This is a genomic window from Bacillus paramobilis (genome assembly GCF_038096195.1).
GTDB classification, from domain to species: Bacteria; Bacillota; Bacilli; order Bacillales; family Bacillaceae_G; genus Bacillus_A; species Bacillus_A mobilis.
In genome coordinates this window covers 1,790,719-1,806,226 of record NZ_CP151108.1, presented here as the reverse complement: position 1 = coordinate 1,806,226, position 15,508 = coordinate 1,790,719, and the positions used below count along the sequence as shown (strand labels likewise).

General features: G+C 38.5%; 10 protein-coding genes. 4 read left to right on the top strand and 6 right to left on the bottom strand.

What is annotated here, in order from left to right:
* Nucleotides 1–21 precede the first annotated feature (21 nt).
* Complete coding sequence (gene hutH, locus AABL52_RS09375; protein ID WP_000631837.1) at nucleotides 22–1,539, bottom strand: histidine ammonia-lyase; 1,518 nt, start codon at nucleotides 1,537–1,539, stop codon at nucleotides 22–24.
* A 104-nt stretch (nucleotides 1,540–1,643) separates the two neighbouring features.
* Nucleotides 1,644–2,084, bottom strand: coding sequence for a hut operon transcriptional regulator HutP (gene hutP, locus AABL52_RS09370; RefSeq protein WP_000926521.1), 441 nt, complete (start codon nucleotides 2,082–2,084; stop codon nucleotides 1,644–1,646).
* 194 nt (nucleotides 2,085–2,278) lie between these two features.
* On the opposite strand from hutP, the gene AABL52_RS09365 reads away from it, so the two are divergent.
* Nucleotides 2,279–3,226 carry a class I SAM-dependent methyltransferase gene (locus AABL52_RS09365; protein WP_341519229.1) on the top strand — a complete coding sequence of 316 codons (948 nt, stop codon included), beginning with the start codon at nucleotides 2,279–2,281 and terminating at the stop codon, nucleotides 3,224–3,226.
* A 13-nt stretch (nucleotides 3,227–3,239) separates the two neighbouring features.
* Here AABL52_RS09365 and AABL52_RS09360 read toward each other — a convergent pair whose 3' ends face one another.
* Both AABL52_RS09360 and AABL52_RS09355 read right to left on the bottom strand, forming a co-directional pair.
* Complete coding sequence (locus AABL52_RS09360) at nucleotides 3,240–3,812, bottom strand: DJ-1/PfpI family protein (protein ID WP_341519228.1); 573 nt, start codon at nucleotides 3,810–3,812, stop codon at nucleotides 3,240–3,242.
* Complete coding sequence (locus AABL52_RS09355; protein ID WP_002072634.1) at nucleotides 3,809–4,396, bottom strand: AAA family ATPase; 588 nt, start codon at nucleotides 4,394–4,396, stop codon at nucleotides 3,809–3,811. Before AABL52_RS09355 ends, AABL52_RS09360 begins: the two co-directional genes overlap by 4 nt.
* 245 nt (nucleotides 4,397–4,641) lie before the next feature.
* On the opposite strand from AABL52_RS09355, the gene AABL52_RS09350 reads away from it, so the two are divergent.
* Together AABL52_RS09350 and AABL52_RS09345 are read left to right on the top strand one after the other, a co-directional pair.
* A complete protein-coding gene (locus tag AABL52_RS09350; protein ID WP_000262403.1) occupies nucleotides 4,642–4,938 on the top strand; it encodes a hypothetical protein in 297 nt (98 codons plus the stop codon).
* Between the two features lie 103 nt (nucleotides 4,939–5,041).
* Complete coding sequence (locus AABL52_RS09345) at nucleotides 5,042–5,482, top strand: DUF2621 domain-containing protein (RefSeq protein ID WP_340420686.1); 441 nt, start codon at nucleotides 5,042–5,044, stop codon at nucleotides 5,480–5,482.
* A 29-nt stretch (nucleotides 5,483–5,511) separates the two neighbouring features.
* Here the strand turns inward: AABL52_RS09345 and AABL52_RS09340 are convergent, their stop codons facing one another.
* Complete coding sequence (locus tag AABL52_RS09340) at nucleotides 5,512–6,567, bottom strand: hypothetical protein (RefSeq protein ID WP_341519227.1); 1,056 nt, start codon at nucleotides 6,565–6,567, stop codon at nucleotides 5,512–5,514.
* Between the two features lie 52 nt (nucleotides 6,568–6,619).
* Nucleotides 6,620–7,690 carry a hypothetical protein gene (locus tag AABL52_RS09335; protein WP_341519226.1) on the bottom strand — a complete coding sequence of 357 codons (1,071 nt, stop codon included), beginning with the start codon at nucleotides 7,688–7,690 and terminating at the stop codon, nucleotides 6,620–6,622.
* A 234-nt stretch (nucleotides 7,691–7,924) separates the two neighbouring features.
* Between AABL52_RS09335 and AABL52_RS09330 the strand changes: the two genes are divergently transcribed.
* Nucleotides 7,925–15,487, top strand: a complete 7,563-nt coding sequence (locus AABL52_RS09330) for a DUF7619 domain-containing protein (RefSeq protein ID WP_341519225.1) — start codon at nucleotides 7,925–7,927, stop codon at nucleotides 15,485–15,487.
* Nucleotides 15,488–15,508: the final 21 nt, after the last annotated feature.

The following is a 15,508-nucleotide window of genomic DNA, read 5'->3' as shown; positions in this document are numbered from 1 at the left end:
CAATCTCTCCCTTTTCTCATTTTATAGTGCTGCGTTTACATCTAATCTTTCTTTTATCGAATAATTCGTTTTTAACCAATACGCAATATTTTCAATATCCGTTGAGAATATACGGTCATTAGTAATAGAAGGTACTTGCTGACGACCTTGATGGTAGAAGCTCTTTGTCACTGTACTCATCTTTTCAATACCGCGATATTCTGCAGCTTGCATCGCACAAATCATTTCAATTGAAAGAACACGTCTTACGTTTTGAATAATTTGATGTGCATGGCGTGAAGCGATTGTTCCCATACTTACGTGATCTTCTTGGTTAGCTGATGACGGGATTGAATCAACACTCGCCGGATGTGCTAACGTTTTATTTTCAGAAACAAGTGACGCTGCTGCGTATTGCATAATCATTGCACCAGACTGAAGTCCTGGTTCTGGACTTAAAAATGGAGGTAAATCATTTAATTGCGGATTTACTAAACGTTCAATACGACGCTCTGAAATATTTGCAAGTTCCGCCATTCCTACTTTTAAGAAGTCCATCGCAAACGCAATCGGTTGACCATGGAAATTCCCACCCGAAATTACTTTTTCTCCGCCATCAAAGATTAGTGGATTATCTGTTGCTGCATTCATTTCAATTTCTAATTTTTCTTTCACATAATTTAAAACTTGCCAAGAAGCACCGTGTACTTGCGGGATACAGCGAAGTGAATATGCATCCTGTACTCGTAGTTCTCCTTGTTTTGTTGTTAATTTACTATCGTGAAGGATGTCACGAATTCTGCTCGCTACTTCCACTTGCTCTTTATAACCACGTGCTTTATGAACATTTTCATCAAATGCATCAATAATGCCTTGTAACCCCTCAATTGTCATCGAAGCAATGAATTCAGCTTGATAAGCCGTTGCTTCTGCTTCTATATAAGAAAGAACTCCTTGCGCTGTCATCGCCTGCGTACCATTGATTAATGCAAGCCCCTCTTTCGCTTCAAGTTCAATCGGCTCAAGACCTTCTTCTGTAAGAGCCACCATCGCATGAACGCGTTTCCCCTTATAGAACACTTCACCTTCACCTAGTAATACAAGCGCAAGATGAGATAAAGGTGCTAAATCGCCACTCGCACCAAGTGAACCTTGTTGCGGAACGACTGGGTGAATTTTACGATTTACAAACTCAAGAAGCATATTTACAACAAGCGGTCTAACGCCAGATACTCCTTTAAGCATCGTATTCGCTCGTAAAATTAACATACCGCGTGATACTTCTTCAGGGAATGGATCGCCTATTCCGCATGCATGTGACTGAATTAAATTGTGTTGAAGTGCTTTTACATCATCTTTTTGAATAAGCACGTCACTGAACTTTCCAAATCCAGTTGTAATACCGTAAACGACTTTTCCGTCCTCTACAATTTTCTCAACTACTTCGCGGCACTCTGCCACCTTTTGCATACTATTTGGACAAGCTGTTACACCTTCTCCTTCAAGTAACAACCTCTTCATTTCTTCAATTGTCAATGTGTGTCCTGTTAACGTAATCATTCTTTTTCCTCCTTAAAAAGGCAAAAGAGGACCTTATCTTTTTAAGACAGACTTCTGTCCTAAAAAAAGTAAGGCCCCCTTCTAACTAATAGACTATGGGCAAATCATATGTGATTAATTCCTAAACCAATCGCCTCATGCTCAGATCCTTTTACAGGTGCACCAATCGTTCCATATAATGCAACAGCAACCCATTCGCCTTCTTTTTTTCCGTCGTATGGTGTACCGCGCACAATCGCAAAGCGAAGTCCTACTGTACGAAGAACGTCTGCTAACTGAATTTGACCTCTCGTCACTCCGTACAAAGCTTCCATAATTGCATGATAAAGTGCATGTGTTTCTCTGTAAACGTCTGTTTCAATAACTTGGGTGCTCTTAGCCGCTGTTTCCATTGCTGCTACAACTTTTTGCGAATTCATCGAACCCACTTTCCCCGTACAATACTTCCAACCTTTAGGAATAGATAATACAGGGCTTTCATTCTCATCCGCAAGTGCCAACAACATGGCCATACGACCAATTCGATGTGTTCCTTGAAGAAGCATGTGACTCTCTCATTTCTTTTAATTATTTGAATATTTCTTAATTTAAGAATATATGAAAACGGTTAAATCGTCAATAGTTTAAACTCACATTCAAACATTTTTTTCATCTCCTCCATTTGTGTACACAAATTATTTACACAAATTTTTCAGGCGTGCTATAGTCTCTCTAACAGATGCAAAGGGGCGATATTTCAATGACGAAGCGAAAAGATATTCATTTTCGAATTGAAGAAAAATTACTTGAAAGGTTTGAAGCTGCACTTCATTACGAAGGTTTAAAGAAAACCGACGTATTAACACATGCGATTCAGCAATTTTGTACGAAAGTGGAATGCGAAAAAATGAATGATGTAAAACGCCAATACAACGTAAGCAACCATTTACAAACTCGTATCGATACACATAAACATTATGAAGAAAAACATGTGAATTTAGATGAAGTCGTCATGGATCATTTACAACTTCAAGGAGATGAAAAAATATTAGAGGTTGGGTGCGCTAACGGGAGTTTTCTTTCCCTATTACAAACTAACGGGCATACAGGACTTTTAACAGGTTTGGATCAATCGAAAACGATGCTTTCTGAAGCTACAATAAAAAATAGCATAATTGAATGGAGACTAGGTGACGCTGGTAAACTTCCTTTCGAAGCTAATTGCTACGACTGGATCGTCGCAAGACATATGTTATACCACATGAAAGACGTCGAAAGAACAGTCCAAGGATTCCATAAAGTAATACGTCCTGGTGGCTCACTTTTAGCTACAACAAATTCTGACGTTACATTACTTCGTATAGTTGAAATGTGTAACCGCATGTTAGACGCATTTGATTTACCGAAAACAACATCATCAGTCACTCCATTTTGTTTAGAAAATGGTAAAGAGATATTACAGTCTGTTTTTCCAGCTGTCGAAGAAACTATTATTCACAATGCACTCGTTTTCCATCATGCTCCTCCAATTGTAAACTATATTTCTAGCATGTTTCCATCACTAAATATACCTGACAATACATGTCTTCACGCCGAAATGAAGGAATGGCTAAAAAAAGAAGTAGAAAATGAATTGGCAATTCATAACGGTATATGGCGCGATCCGAAAACGTTAGCCATTTATCGATGTCAAAAAGAAAAAAGCTAGCAAATGCTAGCTTTTATACATTCTCAGGTAAAAGTTTCTCCATCATTACATTGCCCTTACCACCATAAAAATTTATATTATGTTCGTTCGCTACTCCAAAATAAGAGGCAATCGCTATTCCAAATGGTACAAATGCATGCCCCTGTGCTGTAATAATATTTGAGTGTTGCACAACTTCTTCATATACAAAATTCCCCAATGGAAAACAATCTAATTTTTGATAATCCATAGTCACCGTATACGAGATCGCTTTGAATAAGCCTGCTTTTGCTAGTGCATACGGTCCAGCACAAATAGCAGCTACTAATTTTTCTTGTTCATAAAATTGACGAATGACTGTAAAGAGTACTTCTGCATCCTTCATATATATTGCATCTCCGCCTGGAATAATAATCCCCTCATATTCTTCTACACGCACTTCACTTAATTCTATATGTGGTTGCACTTGCAAACCTGTTTCACTAATAATCAATTCTTTTGTTACACTTGCTGTAATGATTTCAAATTTATTTTTCAGCAATGCTGTAGCTACCGTTATTTCAAACTCCGCAAATGTTGGATATACGAATAAAAGTATTTTTTTCATAACCCTCTCTCCTTCAACCATCTCATAAAATATGCCTCTAATTCGTCCATTGTTAACCTATTCGTGTCCACATAAGTTACAGGAAATTGTTTATACCATTCCTTTTCAGTTTCTATTAATTTAAATTGCTCCTCAAATGTACTTCTATTTCTTGTCCTATCGCTATTTTTTCTATCATATACATTCTTTTTCGTGACATCTAAATAAAAAATCGCATCTGAACGACATTCTCTTAGTTTATATAATTCATCTTTCAATTCAGTTTCTATATCCCACTCTTTCCCTATAGTCATTGGATAAAAAAGTGTGGAAAACTCAATGTCTTCTGTTCCACGATCAAAAATAACGACTGAATTTTTCACATTTTGAAACTCCTTTATTTTTGCTTCCATAAACATTTTTTGGTTTATAATAAATCCTTCTTTTGAATTCATATCCAATTTTAATTGTTTTCGCTTTTCTACAATTGGATATGGATTTTCATATATAACTGAAAGTCCACATCGCTCTAACCTTTTAGCCAATGTTGTTTTTCCACTTACCATCGGTCCTTGGAGTGAAATTACATTTGCCATTCCTCTCATTCCCTTGCACTTTAGTACATCTACAATATACAGAATTTTCAATACCATCAACAATATATATATCATCTTGTTTCTTATTCTTATCTAACTTATAATAAAAAATAGAGATTGTGACGGACGCATCAATAATGTAAGCTTGGAAATCCAAGCTTACATTATTTTTTGCTTTCCCTTTTCTAATAAAAAGAGTATACTAGTTTAGAACGTATGTTCTTAACGATTACATACAGTAAGGAGATAGAACAATGGTATACGATACAAAAGCAATTTCTTGGAATGAGTCTTTAAAACAACTTCAACGCCGCTATACAAACAAACAAGTTGACCGAAAAGAATTTGAGGATATTGAACTGATGGAATTCTTCCGCGATAACGACTACATTTCTTTACCTACACATATAAGCGGCCTATCAACAGCACGTTTTACTTCTTACTCTATTTTCACAACTGAAGATAAAGATCGTAAAGTTGGCACATTAATCATTGAATATGTAGAAGATGATAATAATAATTTATGTGTGGAACAACTATACTTTGTTTAAATGATAACGCTTGGTCAAAATGACCAAGCGTTCTTGCTTTCTATGAATCTCACTGTTTATAATATGAATAATAGAAAACCGCAATCATTAAGGGGGGATACACTTGCTCGAAGGATGGTTCAGCTGGTTCATTGTGCTATGGACTGTTATTTTATTAGGACTTATGTCTATCGGTGGATATTTTATGTTCAGAAAATTTTTAAAACGATTACCAAAAGAAGATGGGATGTCCATTTTAGATTGGGAAGAGCACTATATTAATAAAACTAGGCATTTATGGGATGACGAACAAAAACAATTGTTAGAAGAGCTCGTAAGTCCTGTTCCAGAACTATTTCGCGATGTTGCTAAATCAAAAATTGCTGGCAAAATCGGAGAACTTGCATTACAAGAAAAAGCCTCTCAAATCACACAAGATTTAATTATTAAAGGATATATTATTGCTACACCGAAGCGTGATCATAAATTTTTAGTAAAAAAACTACAAGAAAAAGAGATTGATTATTCTCATTATCAATCTTTACTCACAAAATCCTCATCGTAAAAAAGATTGCTAGCCTATAGCAATCTTTTTTAACTTACAGTTACCGATTTTACAGCTGTTAATCTAGCTTCTGCCAAGTCGATTTGTAATCCAATCGCACTTGTATAAATCGTATCGCCTGTACCTGTAATGTTTACTTGTGTAGATGTCGTATTTGGTGCAATAGAACCTGTTGCATTTACATTTGTAATATCAAATTCAGCTCTCGCATTTGCATTAGTAGTTGTTCCAGAAAAATTCCGATCTGCAAAACTACCTATTGTATTTAAATTTCCATTAATGTCATTCACTTGCCCTCTAAAAAAATTCCCCGACGGATTATTCGGTCCCGTTAATGTTACAGAGTTCAATTGAAAGTTATCTCCTGTAAAATTCGGATCACCATTCACTGCCATTACAAAACTCCTTGCCGTCACCGTTCCTGTAGCTGGTGTAAAGAATCCTGAAAGAGTTTGTGGTGTCCCTGATAATAAAAACCCTGGAAATAAACTCACATTTCTCATCGGATATGAGGAATCACGATATACAACAATTAACGACCATCCCGCACCATAACCCACTGGCTGACGTGTAGGTAATCTTGTTACGCTATATCTTCCTGCTGCTCGATTTGGTAACCCTTGTAGTAAAGATGTAACGTCTGCTGCTCGATTATAAACATTAGCTATAAAGGGTAAATTCGTCCCTCCCGATGACCACGCTGAATTAATTGTCACTTGTGTACTCGTTCCATCAGGCGTAACTAAATTTGGAGGATTCGCATCAACAACAGCAGTTGTAACAGCAGTATCCAATCCCCCTGACCAAACAAGTAATGCAAAATCTACAACAGCTGTAACAGGAACAATAGTAGTTGCCGGATTTAATTCAGCCCATGAACCATCTAATGTCCAATCATTTGTTGTACCTCCAAATGTATTCGGATCCGTCGATGAAGGAACTCCTCCAAAAGTAGAATCTGTATTTAATGTTATAAGCGCATTGTAAGCAAAGTTTGTATTAGCAGTACCTCGCATTCCCATCGTATTTCCCGTATGCATCATAAATAAATTATCATTTTTTCCGTAAGCTTGAACGAAGGCCAATAAAATTCACTCCTATTATAAAAGGGATTTTCCCGTAATGTTTTCAATTCCTTTAACTTACAGTTACTGATTTTGTAGCAGATAGACGAGCTTCTCCTAACTCTATTTGCAAACCTACAGCACCAGCATAAATGTAATCAAATGTATTTGGAATATTAACTGATGCAGAAGTTGACCCAGCTGTTAATACACCGTTCGCAGGAACATTCGTCACATCAAATTCAGCACGCCGATTCGTTGCAGCAGTTCCAATAGGCATATTTCGGTCTGCAAAGCTACCTACTGTATCTAAATTCCCTAAATAATTATTAACTTGTGAGGCGAAAAAATTCGGATTAGCATTGTTAGGTCCTGAAAGTGCACTACCATTTAAAATAAATCTATCGTCAATCGCATCCGTATCACCATTTATTGCCATTGTAAATACACGAGCATTAACTGGTGCTGCAGCTGGAGTGATAAAATTAGAAATCGTTGCTGTCTCACCTAGTGTAGAAATAAGTAAACCAGTATATAAACTAACATTCCTAACAGGATATGAATTATCACGATACACAACAACTAATGCCCATCCTACTCCTGTTCCTTGCAAAGGTGGATTTGCCGTTGGAACACGCTCTACAAAATAATCACCTACAGCACGATTAGGAAGCCCTTGAAGAATACTTGTCACATTAGCTGCACGTGTATAAATCGTACCTTGGAATGTTCCACTCGATCTTGTTCCCCCCCAGGCTGGCGTACTTGTAATAGTATGAGTCACATCATCCGGGGTTCTGAATGTAGGAGTATTCGCATTTACTACCGCTTCTGTAACAGTTCCTCCCAATGTTCCTTGCCAAACTAACATTGCAAAATCTACAGTGGCTGTTGCTGGTACGTCTGTTAGTGAAGGATTTAACCTTGCCCAAGAACCATTTAATGTCCAATCATTCGTCGTTCCTGCGAAAGTTAATGGATCTGTAGAAGACGGAACTCCTGCAAAAATTGATCCAGTATTTCTTGTAATTAATGCGTTGTATTGATAAGCCGTCGCTGTTGTAATACCACGCATACCGACTGTATTTCCTGTATGCACCATAAATATAGAATCCGTTTTCGTATATGTTTGTACGAAAGCCAAAAATTTCACTTCCTTTCTATATAAAATAAATATTTTCTCGCTATTTCATTTAATGCGAGCAAAAAGAAAAAGTTCCATTTATATACGTACGAGCTAATTTAGGCAAAAAAAAAGCCTTTGCCTATTCCTATTCATTTATATTTGAATAGGATGCAATGACGAGCTCATTTTTCATAAATATTTACAAATAGAACCATTGATCGGATTTAAATTCATTTAGAAAGGACGAATCTAATGGCAATAGCAACAATAGGAAGTCGTTTAACCTATACAATCGTTGTTCAAAATACCGGTACACTTCCTGCCCAAAATGTTACATTTACAGACCCCATACCAGCTGGCACCACTTTCGTTCCAAACAGTGTAACTGTTAACGGTGCTCCAACAACTGGCGATCCCTCAACTGGGATTCCTATCAATAACATTCCTGCTGGTGGCTCTGTTACAATTACTTTTCAAGTAGATGTAACAAGTATTCCTACCCCACCCGTTGCCAGTAACATAGCATCATTTGGATACACATTTCAACCAGCTCCTAATGCCCCCACTATTAATCGAACAGCAACAAGCAATATCGTTAATACAGATATTTTCACAGCTAATGTCGCATTAACAAAAGCAGTAGATAAAACAATCGCTACCATCGGTGATACGATTACGTATACCATTACTGCTACAAACGAAGCTCCATTAGCTGCCAATAATGTTATCGTTACAGATACACCTCCTGCTGGCACATCGTTTGTTCCAGGTAGCGTTACAGTTAATGGTACTTCTACTGCCGATAATCCTGCTACTGGTATAAATGTTGGAACGATTGCAGCAAACGGGAGTGCTACAATTACTTTTCAAGTTCGAGTTAATAGCCTTCCTACACCTAACCCTATTCCGAACAGTGCAACTTCAAGTTTTCAATACAATCCACCAAGTCAACCACCAATTAACAGAAACTCTACAAGTAATATAGTTGAAACACAAATTAATGCTACTATCATTAATCCGACTAAAAATACAAATCAACAAATTGTGAATATTGGTGACATCATTACTTACACCATTACTGTTCCAAATAACGGTAATATTTCAGCAACGAATGTTTCTATCACCGACCCTATCCCTACTGGTACTACTTTTATTCCAAACAGTGTTACAGTTAATGGAACCGCACAATCTGGTGTAACACCAACAAATATTCCGTTAGGTACGATTCCTGCTGGCCAAACTACAACCGTCACATTTCGAGTCCAAGTCACTTCTCTACCAACTAATGGCACGATTACTAACGAAGCCAATGTAACATATACGTCACAGCCGAACCCGACTGAACCTCCAACTACTACGACGACAACACCACCTCCAACTACTACTTCTGTACGAACTGCAATTGTAAACCCAGCGAAAACTGCTAGTCCACAAATTACTGATATTGGCGATATTATTACGTATACGATTACTTTACCGAACACAGGAAATATACCCGCAACTAATGTTATTGTGACTGATCCGATCCCGGCTGGAACTACTTTCGTTCCAAACAGTGTGACAATAAATGGGACCGTACAACCTGGTGTAAATCCATCTGGCGGCATACAAGTTGGGACCATTGCAGCTGGCTCCACATCAACGGTTACTTTCCAAGTTCAAGTAAACTCCCTCCCTGCAAACGGAGTCATTCGAAATGTGGGAAATGTAACATTTACCTATCAACCTGACCCAACAAAACCCGCAATTACAACAACAAACCCTACTCCACCTACCACTGTACCCGTTAATACAGCAATTACGAATCCGATAAAAACGGCTGATAAAACCGCTGTTGATATTGGCGATATCATTACCTACACTGTCACATTTAACAACGATGGCACTATCCCTTCTACAAACGTAATTTTTACAGACACAATTCCTGCCGGTACAACATTTATTCCAAATAGTGTAGTTTTAAATAACGCTCCTGTTCCAAACTCGAACCCTGCAACCGGAATTCCAGTTGGTACAATTAACCCCGGTGAAACAAAAACACTATCATTCCAAGTTCTTGTTACACAAGTACCAGCTGGTGGTGTTATTACAAACGAGGCTTCAACAACTTATACGTATCAACCTGATCCGAACTTACCACCTGTTACAACAACGGAACCGACTACACCTACAACTGTCGCAGTTAATACAGCTACAGTTAATCCAACCAAATCTGCTAATCGTGCATTTGTCGATATCGGTGATACCATTACGTATACAATTAGCTTACAAAATAATGGAACTGTTCCCGCTACTAATGTAATCCTTACTGACCCTATACCAAATGGAACAACTTTCATTCCAAATAGTGTTACAGTCGGCGGAGTGTTACAACCAAATGCGAACCCTGAAAACGGTATATTAATTGGGACATTAAATCCAAATCAAGCGACTACAATTACTTTTCAAGCCCGCGTTATTAGTGCTCCTCCAAACGGAATTATTCAAAACCAAGGTACCGTATCCTCAACATATGTAGTAACTCCTTCAGAACCTCCTGTCACTAAAATCACACCAACTCCTATAACTGAAACACACGTAGATACCGTCATTGTTACACCGACAAAATCAGCTAATCGTCAATTTGTCGATATCGGAGATACAATTACCTACACTGTCACATTCCAAAACTTAGGAACCGTTCCTGCTACAAATGTGAACCTTACTGACCCTATACCGCCTGGAGCAACATTCATTACAAATAGCGTCACAATTAATGGTGTGCCTGCACCTGGTGAAAACCCAGAGCTCAGCATTTCACTTGGAACAGTCAATGTCGGAGAAACGATTACAGTTACCTATCAAGTTACAGTTACAAGCTTGCCTCCGGACGGAACAATTAGAAACCAAGCATCCTTCACTTATCAATATCAACCGAATCCAAGTGAGCCTCCCGTTACAACAACTACTACCACTCCAAGTGTGAACATCCCAATTAACAATCCAAATCCGACGACTACAAAGTCTGCTGATCGACAAATTGCTGATTTAGGAGATACGATTACTTTTACCGTAACATTCCAAAATAGAGGGACCGTTCCTGCTACAAATGTTATTGTGAAAGATACACTTCCATCTGGTGTTTCATTCGTTCCAGGCAGCGTTGTCGTGAATGGAACATCACACCTTGGAGAAAATCCCGAAATTGGTATACCAGTCGGCACTGTGAATCCTGGTCAAAGTATTACAGTTACGTTCCAAGGTGTAGTAAATAGTATCCCGTCCGGGGGAGTTATTAGAAATCAAGCAAATATAACATTCACATATGAGCCAAACCCGAATGAACCTCCTGTTACGACAACAATTACAACTCCCGAAACAGAAACAGCAGTTAATACCGCAACACTGAATCCACAAAAAACGGCAGATCGCTCTTCTGTCGCATTGAATGACATCATTACCTATACGCTCTCATTTCAAAACACGGGCACTGTACCTGCTACGAATATAACAGTAATAGATTCTATCCCCGCTGGTACTGTATTTGTTCCAGATAGTGTTACCATTAATGGTATTCCTCAAGCAGGAACCAATCCATCATCAGGAATTTCACTTGGAACTTTAGCACCCTCCGAACGAGTGACCATTACTTTCCAAGTACGGGTAGTAAACATTCCTGCTAGCGGCGAAATACGCAATCAAGGGAGTGTAACATTTAATTATCAACCTGATCCAAACTTACCTCCAGTCACAAAAACAGAAACAACTCCTGAAACAACGACTCCTATCCAAACTGTAGTCATAAGTCCAACAAAAACGGCAAACCTTACGTTTGCAGAAATTGGCGATATTGTAACTTATACTGTCACATTTACAAATCAAGGAACTATACCTGCTACAGGTGTAACAATTACAGACTCTTTGCCACCTGGTACAACTTTTGTTACGAATAGTGTTACAGTAAATACTATCCCTCAACCTGGTGTAAGTCCGATTACAGGTATTTCCGTCGGTACAGTTAACCCTGGTGAAACCGTCACTGTTACATTCCAAATACAAATAAATGCTATTCCACCTAACGGAAAAATAGAAAATACAGCAAGCGTGACCTATATTTCGCAACCAACTCCTGGCGAACCGCCCATTACAACGACAGAAACAACTCCTACTGTCACTTTACCTGTTCGTACCGCTAACCCGAACCCGCAAAAAACAGTAGATCGTGAGTTTGCAAGTATTGGTGATACGCTCACTTATACTATTACCCTTCAAAATACTGGTAATATACCTGCAACTGATGTCATTATTACTGATTCTATCCCTACTGGAACTACATTTATTCCTGGAAGTGTTACGATTAATGGCATTCCACAACCTAATTTAACACCAACAACAGGAATCCCAGTTGGAACATTAAACCCTAGACAAATAGTGACCGTTACTTTAGAAGTACAAGTAACTGCTTTACCACCAAATGGCATCATCTCAAATACAGCAAATGTCACTTACACATCTCAACCAGACCCTAACCTTCCGGCTATTACAACAACTACACCTACTCCAATTACAGAAACAATTGTACAAAATGCAGAGTTAGAGTCAACAAAAACAGTAGATTTGCAAATCGCCAACATTGGAGATGCACTCACTTATACAATCACCCTTGAAAACCTCGGAAATATTCCAATGACAAATGTATCTGTCATTGACCAGCCACCAGTAGGCACACAATTTATTGTGAATTCTGTTACAGTAAATGGGATTTCACAACCAGGTATTGACCCAAGTATCGGGATACCTATTGGGACAATACAACCAAATCAAACGACAACCATTATCTTCCAAGTAACAATTACAAATATACCTCCTAACGGGGTTGTTACAAATATTGGTTCAGTCAACTTTACCTCTCAGCCTAATCCAAATGAACCTCCTATTACAGAAACAGAAGAAACACCACCAGTTAATACTGAAATCATTAATAGCATTATTAATCCAGCAAAAACAGCTGATCGAAACAACGTTGATATAGGTGATATCATTACGTACACCGTTACATTCCAAAACTTACAAACTGTACAACTGACCGACATCGTTTTTACAGACCCAATTCCATCAGGGACTACATTCATTCCAAATAGCGTAACTATTAACGGTACTCCTACCAGTGATGTTGCCCCAGCTCTTGGCATACCCCTTGGCACGTTAAACCCTAGTCAATCCGTAGTTGTAACTTTCCAAGTTCGTGTTGTTTCAATACCACCTAACGGAATTATTGTAAATGAAGCTACTATCACCTACACATTCCAACCTAATCCTGGAGAACCACCAGTAACAGTAACTACTCCAACGTCTCCTACTACTACAAATGTCAACACAGCAACAACGGATCCTACAAAATCCGCTGATAAAGTATTTGCTTTATTAGGTGACACAATCACTTATACAATCTCCTTGCAAAATACAGGAACTGTCCCTGCAACAAATGTACTTGTAACCGATCCTATTCCAGCTGGTACTACTTTCATTCCGAATAGCGTTACGATAAATGGCGTCACACAACCAGGTATCGTTCCTAGTTCCGGAATTCTTATCGGTACATTAGAACCTAGCACTTCAGTCGTTATAACTTTCCAAGTTCAAGTAACATCAATACCACCGACAGGTTTTATCGAAAATGAAGGGACAGTTTCATTCCAATATGAGCCAGATCCTACGAGACCACCTGTGTCTGTTACTACCCCTACTCCTACTACAAGGACGCAAGTAAGTGAAGTTACTATTAATCCTAACAAACAAGCAACCCCTCAAGTTATTAATCTCGGTGATACTATCACTTATACAATTACGTTCCAAAATGTCGGAAATATAAATGCGACAGATGTTATTATTACAGACCCTACTCCAGCTGGTACTACTTTCATACCGAATAGTGTTACGGTAAATGGTATTTCTTCACCTGGAACAAATCCAAATAGTGGTATAAATGTCGGAACCGTAACTCCGGGGCAAATTATTACATTAACTTATCAAGTTACTGTAACTGCGCTCCCGCCAGACGGTATTATTAAAAACACTGCAACTGTCACTTACACATTCCAGCCAAACCCTGGCGTACCACCTATTACCATTACAGACCCTACTCCAACTGTTGAAGTATCCGTTATTACGCCTACTCCTAACCCAAATAAACTAGCAGACAAACAAATTGTAGATATAAATGAGATCATAACGTATACCGTAACGTTTCAAAATCGTGGATCAGTCCCTGCAACTTCCGTCATCATTACAGATCCGTTAGCGAATGGGTTAACATTTGTTCCAGGTAGCGTTGTAATAAATGGCGTTCCAGACCTTGGAGCAAATCCTGTAGCGGGTATACCTGTAGGTACAGTCAATCCGAACGATACAATTACTGTTCAATTCCAAGCGAGAGTAACAAGCGTACCACCTGGTGGTATCATTCGAAATCAAGCAACTGTTACTTTCACATATGAACCAGTTCCTGGTGAACCTCCTATTACCATTACAGACCCTACTCCAATTAACACAACGAATGTAAATACAGCTATATTAAATCCGCAAAAAACAGCTACGCCGGAAACAGTTACATTAGGTGATATCATTACGTATACGATTTCACTCCAAAATACAGGTACCATTCCTGCTAATAATATTGTTGTAACTGATACAATTCCTGTCGGTACTTCGTTCATTCAAGATAGTGTTACTATTAACAATGTGCCGCAACCAACCGCAAATCCAGCAGCAGGCATTCCGCTTTCAACACTTGCTCCTTCTGAATCAGCAACAATTTCTTTCCGTGTCCTAGTAACTTCAATTCCACCAAGCGGTGAAATTCAAAACCGAGGTAACGTTTCATTCCAATACCAACCTGACCCTACTAAGCCACCTGTATCCGTTACTACGCCTACACCTACTACGATTACCCCTGTCAATGTTGGGACTATTACTCCGATAAAAACCGCTGATAAATCCATCGTTTCAGTAGGTGATACGATTACATTTACTATTGCATTCCAAAATGAAGGTACGATTCCTATCACTGATATTTCTGTTACAGACTCACTTCCTGTCGGTACATCATTCATTCCAAATAGTGTCACAATTAATAACATTCCCGTTCCAAACGCAAATCCATCCACAGGCATTCCAGTCGGAACTCTTAATCCAGCAGAATCAGTAACTATTTCATTCCAAGTACAGGTTACTACACTTCCACCTAATAGAATGATTACAAATATTGCGTCCATTACGTTTACTTCTCAACCTGATCCAACTAGACCACCTGTCACGACAACGACAACAACACCACCAATTACAATAGAAGTAAACCCTAATGAGCCAAACACATTTATTAAGACAGCGAATGTAAATAGTGTGGAACTCGGTGACTTCATCACATATACACTTACCTTTACTAACAATGGCGCTATCGCTGCAAATAATGTACTCATTACCGATCCACTACCTCTCGAAGTTACTTTCTATTCAGATTCAGTAACAGTAAACGGCGTTTTACGTCCTGGAAGTAATCCAACTATTGGAATTCTAATTGAAACGGTTAATCCAGGTGAATCCATTGTTGTCCGTTTTATCGTTCAAGTAACAGCAGAGCCACGAAACGGACTCATTAGAAACACCGCCCGCGTTCGCTATACACTTAGACCTGATCCTACTAAACCACCGATTCCTGTTGATGAAACTTCAGAACCAAATATTATTACGTTTATCGGTCCATTCGTCTCACCAAATTTAAATTGTTTCTTTAATGGAGAACGTTTTATACGACGCGGCTGGGACAGAAGGTGTTAACAATATAAATAAAAAGACAGC

Excerpts from the sequence above, each read along its gene's own strand:
- hutP (WP_000926521.1), bottom strand. The coding sequence starts at position 2,084 with ATGCTTCTTCAAGGAACACATCGAATTGGTCGTATGGCCATGTTGTTG.
- hutH (WP_000631837.1), bottom strand. The coding sequence starts at position 1,539 with ATGATTACGTTAACAGGACACACATTGACAATTGAAGAAATGAAGAGG.
- AABL52_RS09360 (WP_341519228.1), bottom strand. The coding sequence starts at position 3,812 with ATGAAAAAAATACTTTTATTCGTATATCCAACATTTGCGGAGTTTGAA.
- AABL52_RS09350 (WP_000262403.1), top strand. The coding sequence starts at position 4,642 with ATGGTATACGATACAAAAGCAATTTCTTGGAATGAGTCTTTAAAACAA.
- AABL52_RS09365 (WP_341519229.1), top strand. The coding sequence starts at position 2,279 with ATGACGAAGCGAAAAGATATTCATTTTCGAATTGAAGAAAAATTACTT.
- AABL52_RS09355 (WP_002072634.1), bottom strand. The coding sequence starts at position 4,396 with ATGAGAGGAATGGCAAATGTAATTTCACTCCAAGGACCGATGGTAAGT.
- AABL52_RS09330 (WP_341519225.1), top strand. The coding sequence starts at position 7,925 with ATGGCAATAGCAACAATAGGAAGTCGTTTAACCTATACAATCGTTGTT.